The sequence below is a fragment of the Venenivibrio stagnispumantis genome, assembly GCF_900182795.1.
Taxonomy (GTDB): domain Bacteria; phylum Aquificota; class Aquificia; order Aquificales; family Hydrogenothermaceae; genus Venenivibrio; species Venenivibrio stagnispumantis.
The window spans coordinates 1-14,943 of the sequence record NZ_FXTX01000007.1 but is presented as its reverse complement, the minus strand read 5'-3'; the positions used below and the strand labels follow the sequence as shown (position 1 = coordinate 14,943).

General features: G+C 27.9%; 13 protein-coding genes and 2 pseudogenes. 11 read left to right on the top strand and 4 right to left on the bottom strand.

What is annotated here, in order from left to right; translation table 11 throughout:
- Together crcB and dnaE are read right to left on the bottom strand one after the other, a co-directional pair.
- Complete coding sequence (gene crcB / locus QOR43_RS03720; protein ID WP_265134660.1) at positions 1-378, bottom strand: fluoride efflux transporter CrcB; 378 nt, start codon at positions 376-378, stop codon at positions 1-3.
- The gene (gene dnaE, locus QOR43_RS03715; RefSeq protein ID WP_265134659.1) at positions 378-3,908 is read right to left on the bottom strand and encodes a DNA polymerase III subunit alpha; all 3,531 of its coding nucleotides are present in this window, start codon (positions 3,906-3,908) and stop codon (positions 378-380) included. The genes crcB and dnaE overlap by 1 nt, the downstream gene beginning before the upstream one ends.
- A gap of 91 nt (positions 3,909-3,999) precedes the next feature.
- On the opposite strand from dnaE, the gene QOR43_RS03710 reads away from it, so the two are divergent.
- Both QOR43_RS03710 and QOR43_RS03705 read left to right on the top strand, forming a co-directional pair.
- Positions 4,000-4,353: a hypothetical protein gene (locus QOR43_RS03710; RefSeq protein WP_265134658.1), complete on the top strand. Its 354-nt coding sequence runs from the start codon at positions 4,000-4,002 to the stop codon at positions 4,351-4,353.
- Positions 4,350-5,252 (top strand): protoglobin domain-containing protein, encoded by a 903-nt coding sequence (locus QOR43_RS03705; RefSeq protein ID WP_265134657.1) that lies wholly within the window; start codon positions 4,350-4,352, stop codon positions 5,250-5,252. Before QOR43_RS03710 ends, QOR43_RS03705 begins: the two co-directional genes overlap by 4 nt.
- On the opposite strand, the gene QOR43_RS03700 is transcribed toward QOR43_RS03705, so the two are convergent.
- Complete coding sequence (locus QOR43_RS03700) at positions 5,249-6,181, bottom strand: cation diffusion facilitator family transporter (protein ID WP_265134656.1); 933 nt, start codon at positions 6,179-6,181, stop codon at positions 5,249-5,251. The two genes, QOR43_RS03705 and QOR43_RS03700, sit on opposite strands and share 4 nt — an antisense overlap.
- A 7-nt stretch (positions 6,182-6,188) precedes the next feature.
- The gene (locus QOR43_RS03695) at positions 6,189-6,872 is read right to left on the bottom strand and encodes a ComF family protein (protein WP_265134655.1); all 684 of its coding nucleotides are present in this window, start codon (positions 6,870-6,872) and stop codon (positions 6,189-6,191) included.
- Between the two features lie 96 nt (positions 6,873-6,968).
- On the opposite strand from QOR43_RS03695, the gene QOR43_RS03690 reads away from it, so the two are divergent.
- The 9 genes and pseudogenes from QOR43_RS03690 to QOR43_RS03650 all read left to right on the top strand — a co-directional run.
- Positions 6,969-7,952: an IS481 family transposase gene (locus QOR43_RS03690; RefSeq protein ID WP_265134654.1), complete on the top strand. Its 984-nt coding sequence runs from the start codon at positions 6,969-6,971 to the stop codon at positions 7,950-7,952.
- 93 nt (positions 7,953-8,045) lie between these two features.
- Positions 8,046-9,206 (top strand): HlyD family secretion protein, encoded by a 1,161-nt coding sequence (locus QOR43_RS03685; RefSeq protein ID WP_265134653.1) that lies wholly within the window; start codon positions 8,046-8,048, stop codon positions 9,204-9,206.
- Positions 9,206-10,819 carry an ATP-binding cassette domain-containing protein gene (locus QOR43_RS03680; protein ID WP_283571425.1) on the top strand — a complete coding sequence of 538 codons (1,614 nt, stop codon included), beginning with the start codon at positions 9,206-9,208 and terminating at the stop codon, positions 10,817-10,819. The genes QOR43_RS03685 and QOR43_RS03680 overlap by 1 nt, the downstream gene beginning before the upstream one ends.
- Positions 10,820-10,840: 21 nt before the next feature.
- Positions 10,841-11,953 (top strand): ABC transporter permease, encoded by a 1,113-nt coding sequence (locus tag QOR43_RS03675; protein WP_265134701.1) that lies wholly within the window; start codon positions 10,841-10,843, stop codon positions 11,951-11,953.
- Positions 11,953-13,032, top strand: coding sequence for an ABC transporter permease (locus QOR43_RS03670; RefSeq protein ID WP_283571424.1), 1,080 nt, complete (start codon positions 11,953-11,955; stop codon positions 13,030-13,032). Before QOR43_RS03675 ends, QOR43_RS03670 begins: the two co-directional genes overlap by 1 nt.
- A 44-nt stretch (positions 13,033-13,076) precedes the next feature.
- Positions 13,077-13,751 (top strand): acireductone synthase, encoded by a 675-nt coding sequence (mtnC, locus tag QOR43_RS03665; RefSeq protein ID WP_265133517.1) that lies wholly within the window; start codon positions 13,077-13,079, stop codon positions 13,749-13,751.
- Entirely contained in the window at positions 13,748-14,101 is a 354-nt protein-coding gene (dksA, locus tag QOR43_RS03660) for an RNA polymerase-binding protein DksA (RefSeq protein WP_265133516.1), read from the top strand. Before mtnC ends, dksA begins: the two co-directional genes overlap by 4 nt.
- Positions 14,098-14,406: pseudogene (locus QOR43_RS03655) on the top strand (isochorismatase family protein); the annotation flags it as partial. The gene dksA and the pseudogene QOR43_RS03655, both read left to right, overlap by 4 nt.
- A 102-nt stretch (positions 14,407-14,508) precedes the next feature.
- Positions 14,509-14,943, top strand: a pseudogene (locus QOR43_RS03650) (RNA-guided endonuclease TnpB family protein); the annotation flags it as partial.

Genomic DNA, 14,943 nt, shown 5'->3' with positions numbered 1-14,943 from the left:
CTATAATAATGTTTTAGCTAATATAAATCCAATATATGCAAATAATAAAGATATGAAAAAATTAGCAAATATATTTATTAAAGCTTTAATATAATCTCCATCTTGGGCAATTGCAAGGGTTTCATAAGTGATAGATGATAAGGTAGTAAAAGCTCCTAAGAATCCGGTAGCAAAAAATAATCTCCATAAAGGATTTAATGCAAGTTTTTCTATGGAAAGCACCATAAAAAATGAAAGTATAAAAGAGCCTATTATATTTACAATAAGGGTTCCATACGGAAAATCTGTCCCGAAATATTTAGCTGATAAAGTTGAGACTATATATCTACTTACAGCTCCAATACTACCACCTATTGCAATAACAATATATTTTTCCATCACTCAAACCTGTATTCATTTTCGCTTAATATTTTAAGTAATTCATTTTTAAATTCTTCTGTAGGATTTATATGAAAATCGCTATGAAGCATAATTTCGCAAATTGGTTTATTTTTATCATAAATCTCTATGATTACTTCCTTATCTCCTTTATGTTTCAAAAATAGCTCTTTTATTTTTTCTGATACTGAATTTAAAGCTTTTTCTTTTGTTAATTTAATCCTTAATGCTCTAATATTTTCATGGATTTTTTCTATTGGTTCTATATTGTTTACTGTCATTGAGATTGCCTCCTGTTCTTCATCTATATCTATAAATCCTTCTACTATTACTATATTATCTTCCTTTAATAAATCTTTGTTTTCCATTTTATCAGGAAATGCTCTACAATCTATATTTCCGGATTCATCTTGTAATGTAAATACTGCCATAAGGTTTCCATTTTTTGTTTTTTTGAATTTTAAATCTGTGATTATACCGGCTAATTTATATTTTTCTCTTTGGGTGAAATTTTTATTTTCTATCTCTTCTTCATCTTTTTCTTTGTTACTTAATACTATATCCTGTATATCGGATATTCTCGGTATTCTTTCTTTGTTTCTTAACTCTTTTTTATATGCGTTTATAGGATGTCCTGATAAATAAAATCCAAGAACTTCTTTTTCGTATGATAATTTTTCTTTTTCTGTCCATTCTTTTATATTGTTTGTATCATAACTATGTTTTATTTTTTCGGTAGATGGTGCCACGCTGAATAGTGAAACTTGACCGGCTAATTTGCTTTCTCTTTCTTTTTGTCCGGCTTCTAAAACTTTGTCCACATTTGCAAATAATATCCATCTTGGTATTTTTTCAAAATCAAAAGCTCCGGCTTTAATTAGAGCTTCAAGAACCCTTTTATTAACTACCTTAGAATCTAATCTTGATGCAATATCAAATAAATCTTTATAATTTCCATTTTTCTCCCTTTCTTTTTCTATCTCTTTTGCTGTTTCTTCTCCTACGTTTTTTATTCTTTTTAGACCGTATCTTATTTTTTTGTTATCTTCTATATAAAAATCTGCTTTACTTTTGTTAATATCCGGTGGAAGTAATTGTATATCAAAATTTTCCATATCAAGTAATAGATTTAAGAATTTTGTATCATTATTTTCTGTTGATAACTTTACCATAAAGAACTCTTCCGGATAGTATTTTTTTATATAGGCTGTCCAATATGTTAAATAGGCATAAGCTGTAGAGTGGGATTTATTAAATGAATAAGATGCAAATTTTTCTATATCATTCCATAGAGATTCTATTTTTGCTTTATCATAGCCTCTTTCTACTGCTCCGGTTATAAATCTATCTTTCATTTTTGCCATAGTTTCTGCGTTCTTCTTACCTATGGCTTTTCTAAGGGTATCTGCTTCTGCCATACTAAAACCGGATAGTGTATTTGCCATAAACATGATTTGCTCTTGATATGATATTATCCCGTAAGTTTCTTTTAATATATCTTCTACTTCCGGAAATGGATATTCTACCGGTTTTCTTCCGTGTTTTCTTTCTATATATTCATCAACCATACCACTCATCAAAGGTCCCGGTCTAAATAGTGCCAATATAGCAATTATTTCATCAAATTTTGTTGGTTTTAATCTAACTAACAAATCCTGCATTCCTTTGCTTTCAAGCTGAAATACGCCGGTTGTTCTTCCGGAAGATATTAATTCATAAACTTTTTCATCAGATGTATCAAGAGATAAATAATCTATATCTACTCCATGTCTTTCTTTTATTACCCTTTTCATAAAATCAAGTTCTGTAAGGGTTTTTAGCCCAAGGAAATCCATTTTTACAAGACCAAGTTGCTCAAGGGTTTTCATATCAAACTGGGTTGCTCTGTTTCCGTCTTTATCTATATATACCGGAACATAATCTTCTAACTTTCCTGGAGCAATCACAATACCTGCTGCATGGATACCTGTATGTCTTGCAGAACCTTCTAATTTTTTAGCTAAATCAAGAAGTTCCCTAACTCTCTCATCTTTTTCATAAATTTCTCTAAAAGCCGGATTTGCTTCAAGATTTTCTTCTATTGTTAATGTGCTTCCCTGAACCGGTCCCGGAAGTATCATTTTTGCTATTTTATCTGCTTCCTGATAACTAAATCCAAGAACTCTTGCAACATCTCTAATAACCATTTTAGATTTCATAAAGTTAAATGTTATAATCTGGGCAACGCTTTCTTCTCCGTATTTTTGTTTTACATAATCAATAACCTTATCTCTTTTTTCCATACAAAAATCAACATCAATATCAGGCATAGATATTCTTTCCGGATTTAAAAATCTCTCAAAAATTAATCCATGTTTCAACGGGTCAACATCTGTAATACCAAGAGTATAAGCAACAAGAGAACCTGCTGCTGAACCTCTAGCTGGACCTACCGGAATACCATTTTTTTTAGCATAATTAATAAAATCCTGAACGATTAAAAAATATTCAGAAAATCCCATATCTTTTATAACTTTAATTTCATATTCCAATCTTTCTTTATATTCTTTTGCTTTTTCTTCCGGTATCTTTGCTTTTTCTAATCTCTTTTCTAACCCTTCCCTTGCAAGTTTTTCAAAATATTCATCCGGTGATAAATCTTCTTCTATTTTAAATTTAGGAAATAGATAACCTCTTGTTTGGGCAGTATCTATCTCAAGATTACATTTTTCTGCTATCTCCATAGTATTTCTGAGATATTCTTCATATCCTTTAAATTTTTCATACATTTCTTCCGGCGAAGCAAAATGAAGACCTCTAACCCTAAATTGAAAACCTTTTCCATCTTTTTTTGTTGTTTTTGTTTGAAGAGCCATTAGAATATCATGGGCTTGATAATCTTCATAATTTAGATAATGGGCATCATTTGTAGCTACAACTTTTATACCCAGTTTCTTTGCTATTTCAAGAATACCTTTATTAGCCCTATCTTGCTCCGGAAGTCCATTTGATTGTATCTCAAAATATAAATCATCTCCGAAAATCTCTTTTAATCTTTTTGCCTGTTTTAATGCTTCTTCATCTTTTCCATTAGCAAGAAGATGAGGAACAAAACCTTTTAAACAGGCAGTTTGGCATATCAAACCTTCATGATATTTTTCCAAAAGTTCCCAATCTATTCTTGGTTTATAATAAAACCCTTCTGTAAAAGCTAAAGAAGATAATTTCATAAGATTTTGAAAACCTTTTTTATCTTTTGCATGTAAGATGATATGATAATTTTTATCATTTAACTCATCATCTGAACCTTTACCTTTTTTCTCAAATCTATTTCCGGCAAAATAGGCTTCTATACCGATAATGGGTTTTACACCAACTGATTTCATCTCTTGATAAAACTCTACTGCACCAAAGATATTTCCGTGGTCTGTTACAGCAACAGCTTTATAACCATACTCTACTGCTTTTTTTGCCAAATCCTTTATCTTAATTGCCCCATCAAGTAATGAATAATGTGTATGTAAATGTAAATGGACAAAATCTTTTGACATTCTTTATCCTCTTGTTTAAAATTTTTAGGAATTTATAATTTATAATAAATAAAGATAAAATTTCAACTTAAAAAAATAGAGGTGGCAGAATATGTTAAAAGGCATAGCTATTTTGTTATTGATTTTTGCAGAATTTTCAATCTCAATGGCTAATGAGCTATCCCAAAAAAGAGAAGAAATAAAACAAAAGAAAAATGAGCTTGATATTTATTATCGTCAAGAACAGATTAAAATATTACAAAAAGCAGAAGAATGCTTAAAAAATGCAAAAACAAAAGAAGAAAAAAAGGAATGTAAAATCAAAGAAAAAGAAGAAAAAGAAAAGCTAAGAGAGAAAATAAAATCAGAAAAAGAAAAATTAAAAGCCCAAGAGCAGGAGTTAAAAATAAAATATTATGAAATGAAAGCCCAAAAAGAAAGAGAAAAAATGAGGAAATATCAATGATAGAAAATATAGAACAGATAAAAAAAGATTATGAATTTGATAAAACAGATGTAGAGAGAATATTAAGTATAAAAGATATTATGCAGGGATATGCAGATGAATTTATAGAAAGATTTTATAGATTTATATTTAGGTTTCCGGAAGCTTCTAAATTTTTGAAAAATGAAGAGATAATAAACAGGCATAAAATAAAAGTTAAAGAATGGTATTTAAAACTTTTTGAAGGAAATTATAACCTTGAATATTTTTTAAGATTAAATAAAATTGGAGAAGTTCATGTAAATATAGGGCTTCCTACCCATTATGTTAATGCAAGTTTTAATTTTGTAAGAAGATTTATTATAGAAAAGATAAATTACCATATAGGAAGTGGTGAAGAAAGAAATCAGATAGTAGCATCCATAGGCAAATTACTTGATATGAACCTTGATATTATAACTATGGCTTACAGAGAAGAAGAATTATCAAAACTTGCTGTTATGTCTAAATTTGAAAAATCTTTATTTTATATATCCCGTAAATTTGCAGATATATTAGATATAGCAGTTCTTGTAGCTTTAATTATTGTTGCATTATTAGTTTTTGCTTTATTTTTCTATGATTTATACAAACTTACATTTGGAGTGGTTGATTTTGAATATGGTATATTATCATTACTCGGTGCACTTTTAATAATGTGGGCTGTAGGAGAGCTAATGTCAGAAGAAATTAAACATTTTAAAGGTGGAGGATTTGCTTTATATGTATTTATTGGAATTGCCCTTGCAGCTATGATAAGGAAAATACTGATTGCTTCTTTATCTGCAGAAAAAAGTGTAGAACTACTTTATTATTCAGCAGTTATTTTATCCCTTGGTGTAGTATTTTGGCTGATAAAAAATAAAGAAAATAGAAGTTAATAATAAATCTCGCATTTATATTTTTCACTTTCCGGCTGAATTGTGATATGGTTTATACCTTCTTTTGATAATATTTTTTCAATATTGGATAAAATTTCATCAAAGCCGGATATGGATATATCTTCTAAAATAATATGGGCTGAGAAATAAATATCTTTATCTGATAAAGCCCAAAGATGGACATCATGTATATCTTTTACAGCCGGTAAATTTTTAATATCCCTAACTATTTTATCTATATCAATATGCTTAGGTGCTCCTTCCATCAATATATAAAAGCTCTTTTTTATAATTGGGATACTCTCTTTAAAGATATATACACTAAATAAAATTGAGATAATTGGGTCTATCCAATACAGATTAAACAGATAAATAAAAATACCACCTATAACTACTGCCAAAGAAAGTCCGGCATCAGTTATAAGATGTAAGTAAGCAGATTTTATATTAATATCTTCATCATGATGATGGTGATGATTATCTTCATGGTGATGGTGATTATGCTCTTTTAATACAAAAGCAGAAATACTATTAATCACAAATGCAAAAAATCCAACTACAATAACATATATACTTTCTACCGGCTCCGGATTTAATAATCTATTTATAGAAGATATAAATATTACAAATATTGCACCTATTAAAAAAGATGTATTTATAAAAGCTGCAAAAACAGGAGAACGCAGATATCCAAAAGTCATATGCAAAGAAGGAGATTTTCTCATAAAGATAATAGCTATCAAAGATATAACCAGAGATATAACATCTTGTAGATTATGCAGAGCATCTGTTATTAAAGATAAAGAATTTGCTATAATTCCAAATATTATCTGTCCCAAAACAATGGCAATATTTAAAGCTATAACAATGCTTAACTTTTTTAAATTATCGTTATTATGCTCTTTTTTTCCTTTTGCTAAAAATTCCATTAAAATTTTATCCTTTTGAAATTACATATCCATACATTTTACCAATATTTTGCCCTTTTAGTAAATATCCAATTTCCCTTAATGTAGCACCGGTTGTCAAAACATCATCAAAAACAAGAATATTTTCTCCATAAAATTTAGTATCTTTTCTCAATGAAAAAGCATTTATCAAATTTTTATTTCTTTCTTCTTGATTTAGCTCCATCTGAAATTTTGTTTCTTTTGTTTTTATAAGAAAATCTTTTATCATATACTTAGGAAATATATTTATCAAAATCTCATAAAGATGATTAAAACCTCTTTTTCTCATAACCTTCTCAGATAAAGGAATATATAAAATAGTTTCTATATTATTTTGCTTCACAATGTTGAGAATATCTTCTTTTATGATACCGGCAATTGTTTTTGATAAAGATTTTATTTTTGAAATTTTGTATTCTGTAATAATTTCTTTTATATGATAGTAAGTTGTGTAGTGATATATATATTCATATAATCTCTCTTTCTTACAACTATCACAGAAAAGATATCTATCATTTAAGGATATTCCACAACTTTTGCAAAAATTTATCTCTAATTTTTCTATCTTGGAAATACAGTCTTCACATATCAGATTTTGGTTATCAAAAATAAATGGCATACCACATTTAACACATTTTCTTGCAAAAATTAAATTTAACAAAGTTTTCATAATAAAGATTTTACCAAAATTATTGTATAAGTTCAGAATGATAGTATACACCTGCCCTTTTTATTTATAATTTTTAGAAAAAAGGAGGCAGGTAAGATGAAAGGAAAAGTTGGAACAGCTACTTATCTAACAAAACTATTTCCTAAAACTATTAAAAACATCATTGATACTTCTAAACTACCAAAAGAAGCAAAAGTCAGATTTAATTTCATTAGTTACTATCTTAAACATAAGAATATTTCTAAAACATGTAGACATTTCGGTATATCAAGAAGAACATTCTATAAATGGTTTGAAAGATTTAAAAGGTTCGGTATTGATGGATTATATAATAGACCAAAAACTCCAAATAACAAAAGAAAACCGGAAATAAGAAATAAATATAAACATGAGATAATAGCTATAAGGCAAAAATATCCAACATGGAGTAAAGAAAAGATAGCATCATATCTTCATCAAGAAAAAGGAATAAAAATATCACCATCTACTATATATAGAGTATTAAAAGAAGCAAATTTAATAGAAAGATATAAAGCAAAGAAAGAAGAAGAAAGGGGAAGGAAAAAAACAGTGAAGAAAAGGACAAAGAAAGGATTAAAAGCATCCTTTCCAGGGGAAGTAGTGCAGATAGATGTAAAACACCTACCCTGGAAAGGCAAAACATATTACCAATTCACAGCTATAGATAAGTATAGCAGATTATCCTATGCAAAGCTATACAAAACTAAAAGTTCAAATAAAGCAAAAGAGTTTTTTATGGAGATGGAAAAATATTTTGGATTTGAAATAAAGAAAGTTCAAACAGATAATGGAAGTGAATTTTTAGGAGAGTTTAACAAATATCTGAATGAGATAGGAGTAGAGCATTATTATAGTTATCCAAGGAGTCCGAAAACTAATGCAAATGTGGAGAGGGTAATAAGGACAATAGAAGAGGAGTTATGGTTTATAGAGGGATTAGATTTTTATATAGAAGAACTGAATAAGAAATTAATGAGATATATAAGGATATACAACTTTATAAGACCGCATCATGCACTTGGTTATAAAAGACCAGCAGATTTAGCTTATGGAATGTGATATAATTTTTTTAGGTGTAGGTGTATACCATGTACTGAACGAATACAATTATTTCTGTTATAATATTTTTTATTATATAAAGTGAGGATTTAGATGGTACAAATCTTTAAAAAATATCTAACAGCAATATTAGTGTTATCTCTTTTTCTTATTTCTTCTTATCTTATTTATAAAAAACTTTATGTTAAAGAGCTGCCACCAAATATTATTATAGGTACCGGAAAAATTGACGGAGATTTAACAAATATTAATACAAAATATGTCGGTAGAATAAAAAAAATATTTGTAAATGAAGGAGACAAAATAGAAAAAGGACAAATAATAGCTATCATTGAAAGCAAAGAATATGAAGCTCAATATAAAGCAATACAATTTCAAATAGAAGCTAAAAAAAAGATGTTAGAAAGCCAAAATATTGAACTTAACATTGCCAAGGGAATATTACCTGAAGATACAGAAAAAGCAAAAGCTTCCTTAGAACTAAGAAAATCAGCAATAAAAGAATTAGAAAAAAATATAGATACCTTGGAAAAAGTAGTTGAGCAAGATAAAAAGGATTATGAAAGATATAAAAATCTATTAGAAAAAGGTCTAATTCCAAAGGAAAAATTTGAAAAAATTGAATTACAATTAAAAAAAGATATAAATCAATTAAATGCATTATTAGATAAAAAACAACAATTAATAGCAGAAATAAATATATCAGAAAGCAATTTAAAACAATCTATACAAAATCTTAAAAAGATAGATGAGCTTGAAAAATCTATATTAGCATTAAAAGATGAAATAAACACCTTAGAAGCTCAAAAAGAACAGATTGAAGCTATTTTGGAAGAGATGAAAATAATATCTCCATTAAATGGATATGTTATTGATAAAATAGCAAATGAAGGAGAAGTTTTGGGAGCAGGAATGGCTGTTATTACAGCAGTAAATCAAGATGATTTATATCTAAAAATGTTTGTAGATACTATAGAAAATGGAAAGATAAAATTAGGAGATAAAGGAGTTATATTTTTAGACTCAAATCCTGATATGCCAATTCCTGCTGTTGTAGTGAAAATTTCCCAAAAAGCAGAATTTACACCAAAAGAAGTAGCAGTAAAAGAAGATAGAATACAGAGAGTTTTTGCTGTTCATTTAAAACCTGTTTCACCAAATCCGCTTTTAAAACTTGGAATACCGGCAATAGGAGTTATATCTATAGATGGGAAAGGACTTCCAAAAAGCTTAAAAGATATACCTGAAATATGATGAAAGCATTAATTGTTAATAACATTACCGTTGAATATAGAAAAAAGATAGGAATAAAAGATGCATCCTTTGATGCAGAAGATGGAGAAATTATTGGTTTTATAGGTGCAGATGGTTCCGGAAAAAGTTCTTTATTACATGCAATAGCCGGCACAATAAAATTTAAAGGAGAAGTGATATATAAAGGATATAGTTATCATTCTCCTTCTGAGGCAGAAAATATAAAACAATTTATCGGATTTATGCCACAGGGAATTGGTCTTGTCCTTTATCCTCTTTTAACTGTAAAAGAACATTTAGATTTTTTTACAGCAATAAGAAATATAAAAAAAGATAAAAATTATTGGCAATATAGAGAAAGTTTATTAGAAATGGCAGGTTTATCAGAATTTCAAGATAGGTTAGCAAAAAATTTAAGTGGTGGTATGCAACAAAAACTTTCTTTAATATGTACCCTAATTCATAAACCAAAACTTTTGATAGCTGATGAGCCTACTACCGGAGTTGACCCATTAAGTAGAAGAAAGCTATGGGAAATTATAGATGATAATAGAAAAAAAGAAGGAATAATTGCAATTGTCAGCACAGGTTATATGCAAGATGCAGAAAAAATGGATAAAATTCTTTTATTTGATGAAGGAATGGTTATAGCAAAAGGAAAAGGCGAAGAATTAAAAAACTCTATTGCTGAAAATGTATATATAGAAACGAGTTGTTCCGATGATTGTTTTACTTTTAATAAAAAAACATACTCAATAAAACCTTTAAATGCTCCTCATGCTAAACCGGAACTTGAAGATATATTTTTTATAACAGCTTTAAAAAAGTACAAAGATATTCCGGATATAAAAATAGAAGATAGAGAAACCAAAGCAGATATACCGGAAGTTGTGATGGAAGCAAAAGGTCTAACAAAAAGGTTTGGAAGTTTTGTTGCAAACAAGAATATTGATATGATTATAAAAAAAGGAGAAATTGTAGGATTACTGGGTCCAAATGGTGCAGGAAAAACAACTTTTATTAAAATGTTACTTGGATTGCTTCCTATAGATGAAGGAGAGCTGATATTACTTGGAAAGAAAATAAAAAGTTATAAAGATAGATTAGAATTAAAATCAAAAATCGGATATGTAAGCCAAAGGTTTGCCCTCTATAATGATTTGACGGTTCAGGAAAACCTGATATATTTTTCTAATATACATCAAATCCCTATCTCAAAAGCATTAAGTAGAATAAATAATCTTGCAAAGGGGCTTAGATTTGAAGAATATCTAAATTATCTTCCATCAGAATTACCCTTAGGAATTAATCAAAGAATTTCTGTAGCTGCAGCATTAATACATGAACCATTAATTTTATTTTTAGATGAACCTACAAGTGGTGTAGATGCCATTGCAAGAGCACAGCTTTGGAAATTATTACATTTACTTAAAGTAAAATGGGGAATTTCCATATTGATAACTACTCATTATATGAGTGAAGCAGAATATTGTGATAGGGTAGTTTTATTTAAAGATGGGGAAAAAGTTGCAGATTCTACAATAAAAGAGTTATATAACAGATTTCCGGATGCAAAAAATTTTGAAGAAATATTTGTTAAATTTTATGAATAAGTTAAGAAGGATTTATTGAAAATGAATTTAAATGTTATAAAAGCTTATTTAATAAAAGAAATAACGGAAATTGTCAGGTCAAGATTAATTATTGCTATTTATCTTCTTCCTACAATGATAATACTATTATTTGGATACGGTATTAGGATGGAAGTAACACACACAAGAACAGCTATAATTGATTATGATAAATCAAAATTATCTAACGATTTAATATCAAAATTTGAGCATTCTAAATATTTTGATGTAAAATTTTATGATATAGAAGAAAATAAAGCCTTAAATTTGATGAAACAAGCCAAATTAGATGCCTTAATTATAATCCCTGAAGATTTTGAAAAAAGGGTTTTAAAAGGTCAAAAAACAGAAATCGGTATTTATATTGATGCTTCCTTTCCTATGAGAGGCACGACTATTGAAAGCTACATACAGGGGATTTTATTAGATGTATCAACCGAATATTTAAAAGATTACCCAAAAAAATATTTAATATCAGTAAATCAAAGGATTTTATTCAATCAATCAATGAGAGATGAAAATGCTATAGTCCCCGGTCTTTTGGGAATAATTCTATTTGTTGCACCGGCTATTTTATCAGCTTTACTTATCGTGAAAGAAAAAGAAACCGGAACAATTTTTAATTTTTACTCTTCTCCTGTAAATAAAATAGAGTTTTTAATAGCTAAATTAACTCCTGTTTTCTTACTTCATTCAATAAATATTTTTATTTTATTTCTTTGGGCTGTATATGTTTTTGAAGTTCCATTTAGAGGAAATTTTTTTATTTATTGGATAACATCTGAAATTTATGTTTTTATTAGCCTTTCTATAGGTCTTTTAGTATCAATCATTACAAAAACACAGATAGTTGCAATTATAATGACAGTAGTTATAACCGTTCTTCCCGGATTTTTATATTCCGGTATTATTATGCCTATATCATCATTAAGAAATGAAGCTTATATTGAAGCACATCTTTTCCCTGTAATGTATTATAACCATATTATTTATGATACTTTCCTGATAGGTCAGGGTTTTTCTTCTGAAAAAAATATTCTTTACTTTTTTATCTTAATTTTGTATTCTTTATTACTTTTAACAATTGGAGTTAGGTTTATGAAAAAGGAGCTTTGATGAGAACTTTTTTTACTGTTTTTATAAAAGAAATAATCACTTTTTTGAGAAGTTGGGGACTTGTTTTAGTTGTTTTGTATTCTTTTGTGGTAGATGTTTATATAGCCGGTAAAGGTTTTGAAGTAAAACCAAGAAATGTTTCTATCGGATATGTTGATTATTCAGATAGTGTTCTATCAAAAAAGATTTTATCTCATTTTCATCAGCCGGAGTTCCAATCTCCAAAAAAATTTAATTCAGAAAAAGAACTGAATAAAGCTATCTTTAATAAAGAAATAATTGTAGGAATAATTTTTGAACCGGATTTTGAAAAAAATTTAATTAAAAATGGCAAAACACAAATAAATGTTTTACTTGATTCAACAGCTGCAGCCCAATCTTTTATAACCTTATTTTATATTCAAAATATAATTTTAAATATATCTGATTTAAAATTGCCGGTTGAAATAAAAACCCATAAGCTTTTTAATCAAAATGCCGATACTCAAAAATTTTTATCTTTTTCAGAATTTTTATCTACTCTAACTCTCATGGGTGTTATTTTATCAGCAATTGTTTTCGTAAGAGAAAAAGAAAAAGGGACTTGGGATTTAATGCTTCTTATGCCTGCTAATTCAAAAATTATAATTCTTGCAAAAAGCTTTTCTCAAATTGTAATAATATTAATATATGCGACAATAAGTATTGGCATTGTTTTATTTGGTGTTTTTAAAGTGCCTATTAATGGAAGTTTTTTTGTTTTTATAATTTTAACTTTAGTATATTTATTTTCTGTAACAGGTATTGGTTTATTTATAGCATCTATTTCTAATGATATGTTAAAAGTGGCTCAATCTTCAATTCTCATTATTATGCCAATGATATTTTTAAGTGGTGCATGGACTCCTATTTATTCTATGCATCCTGTTATTCAATATTTATCTTATTTATCACCTTTAAGATATTATATTGAAGGAAGTTTAAGTATATTTTTTAGGGGAACTCCTTTTATAGAACTAATTCCTTATTTTGTAGCTTTATCTATCTTAAGTTTAATACTTTATATATTTGGATTTAGGAAGATAGGTAGATTATTTTAAATATAGATTTATGATATAATTAAGAAAAAAGGATGAGGATTTAGATGGTAAAGAAAGTTGTTGTAGATATTGAAGGCACTATCTCTTCTATATCTTTTGTAAAAGATGTTTTATTTCCTTATTCTGAAGCTCACCTAGAAGAATTTATCAAAAAAAATATAAATAATCCGGAAGTTCAGGAAGTTTTAAACCATATAAATAAAGAAGTAGGAAAAAATCTATCCGTAGATGAAGCAATTAATCAATTAAAAGAATGGATAAAAGAAGATAAAAAAATTACTCCATTAAAAACTATACAAGGGCTTATATGGGAAGAAGGATATAAATCCGGTGAGCTCAAATCCGATTTATACGAAGATGCTTATAAAAAATTAAAGGAATGGAAAGAAAAAGGTATTGATATATATGTATATTCTTCCGGCTCTGTGAAAGCTCAAAAATTATTTTTCTCCCATACCCAATATGGAGATGTAAATTATTTATTTTCAGGATATTTTGATACAAATATAGGTAGCAAAAAAGAAAGTAAATCTTATAAAGAAATAGCAAAACAGATAAATGAAAAACCGGAAAATATATTATTTTTATCAGATATAGAAGAAGAACTTAATGCAGCAAAAGAGGCAGGATTCCAAACCATAAAAGTAGCAAGATATGGCAATAATGAATCTAAGCATAAAGTAATTACAAATTTTGAAGAATTAGGAGATTTACTATGAAACATCTAACACCGGAGCAGATAGAAGAACTAAGAAATATATTAATTGAATGGAAAAATAAACTTTTGGAAGGAACAAGACAATCTGTAGGTGAAACTATGTCTTATCAAGGCGGAGATGAGATAGATAGGGCAGATTTAGAAGCAGATAGATTACTTACATTAAGAAATCTTGACAGAGATAGAAAATTGCTTAAAAAAATAGAATATACCCTTACAAAAATAGAAAACGGAACTTACGGTATATGTGAAAGTTGTGGTGCAGAAATTCCTTATAAAAGATTAAAAGCTAGACCGGTAGCAAGTTTATGCATAAATTGTAAAGAAAAGCAGGAAGAAGAGGAAGAATGATGGTTAAAATTACCGAATATGATGCTCTTATAGTTGTAGATATGCAAAATGATTTTATGCCGGATGGCATATTACCTGTAAAAGATGCAGATAAAATAGTTCCTGTATTAAATGAATATATAAATAGATTTGCTGAAAAAGGACAACCGGTATTTTTTACAAGGGATTGGCATCCGGAAAATCATATCTCATTTAAAGGATATGGTGGAATATGGCCACCCCATTGTGTTCAAGAAACAGAAGGAGCAAAATTCCATAAAGATTTAATAATCCCATCTGATAACAAATTTATTATATCAAAGGGCTAACAACAGCACCTTGATTTTTTAATTATATTTATCTATAATTACTAGCATGAGAAAGTTATTAAGAATTAGTCAAGCATCACAAATATTGAGAGTATATAAATGAGTAGCATAATACTATCATACAGTCTAACCCTACCACAAAGCATATATCCACATTTAGATTATCTAATATCAATAAACAAAAGAAAGATAAATAACTGGATAAATAATCTATGGAACAATGAAACATTAAATAAATTAAAACAATCAGGAAAAGCTTTAACTATCCTAAAAAAAGATATAAAAAATGAAGAAAAATGGATACCATCAAGAGTATATAGAAACTCCTTAGAATTAACCGGACAAATACTTCGCTCTCAAATAGAAAGAAAAGAAATATATGAATTTATGGTAAATCATCCCTGCACTATATTTTGGAATGAAAATTATTTAGCAGACCATCTACAAAAATCACCATTATTTATATTAAACATACAAAGACAAATAAGAAAACAATTTAAAAAAGGATATATAGAAAAAGATTATCTTAAAGCA

Excerpts from the sequence above, each read along its gene's own strand:
- crcB (WP_265134660.1), bottom strand. The coding sequence starts at position 378 with ATGGAAAAATATATTGTTATTGCAATAGGTGGTAGTATTGGAGCTGTA.
- dnaE (WP_265134659.1), bottom strand. The coding sequence starts at position 3,908 with ATGTCAAAAGATTTTGTCCATTTACATTTACATACACATTATTCATTA.
- QOR43_RS03710 (WP_265134658.1), top strand. The coding sequence starts at position 4,000 with ATGTTAAAAGGCATAGCTATTTTGTTATTGATTTTTGCAGAATTTTCA.
- QOR43_RS03705 (WP_265134657.1), top strand. The coding sequence starts at position 4,350 with ATGATAGAAAATATAGAACAGATAAAAAAAGATTATGAATTTGATAAA.
- QOR43_RS03700 (WP_265134656.1), bottom strand. The coding sequence starts at position 6,181 with ATGGAATTTTTAGCAAAAGGAAAAAAAGAGCATAATAACGATAATTTA.
- QOR43_RS03695 (WP_265134655.1), bottom strand. The coding sequence starts at position 6,872 with ATGAAAACTTTGTTAAATTTAATTTTTGCAAGAAAATGTGTTAAATGT.
- QOR43_RS03690 (WP_265134654.1), top strand. The coding sequence starts at position 6,969 with ATGAAAGGAAAAGTTGGAACAGCTACTTATCTAACAAAACTATTTCCT.
- QOR43_RS03685 (WP_265134653.1), top strand. The coding sequence starts at position 8,046 with ATGGTACAAATCTTTAAAAAATATCTAACAGCAATATTAGTGTTATCT.
- QOR43_RS03680 (WP_283571425.1), top strand. The coding sequence starts at position 9,206 with ATGAAAGCATTAATTGTTAATAACATTACCGTTGAATATAGAAAAAAG.
- QOR43_RS03675 (WP_265134701.1), top strand. The coding sequence starts at position 10,841 with ATGAATTTAAATGTTATAAAAGCTTATTTAATAAAAGAAATAACGGAA.
- QOR43_RS03670 (WP_283571424.1), top strand. The coding sequence starts at position 11,953 with ATGAGAACTTTTTTTACTGTTTTTATAAAAGAAATAATCACTTTTTTG.
- mtnC (WP_265133517.1), top strand. The coding sequence starts at position 13,077 with ATGGTAAAGAAAGTTGTTGTAGATATTGAAGGCACTATCTCTTCTATA.
- dksA (WP_265133516.1), top strand. The coding sequence starts at position 13,748 with ATGAAACATCTAACACCGGAGCAGATAGAAGAACTAAGAAATATATTA.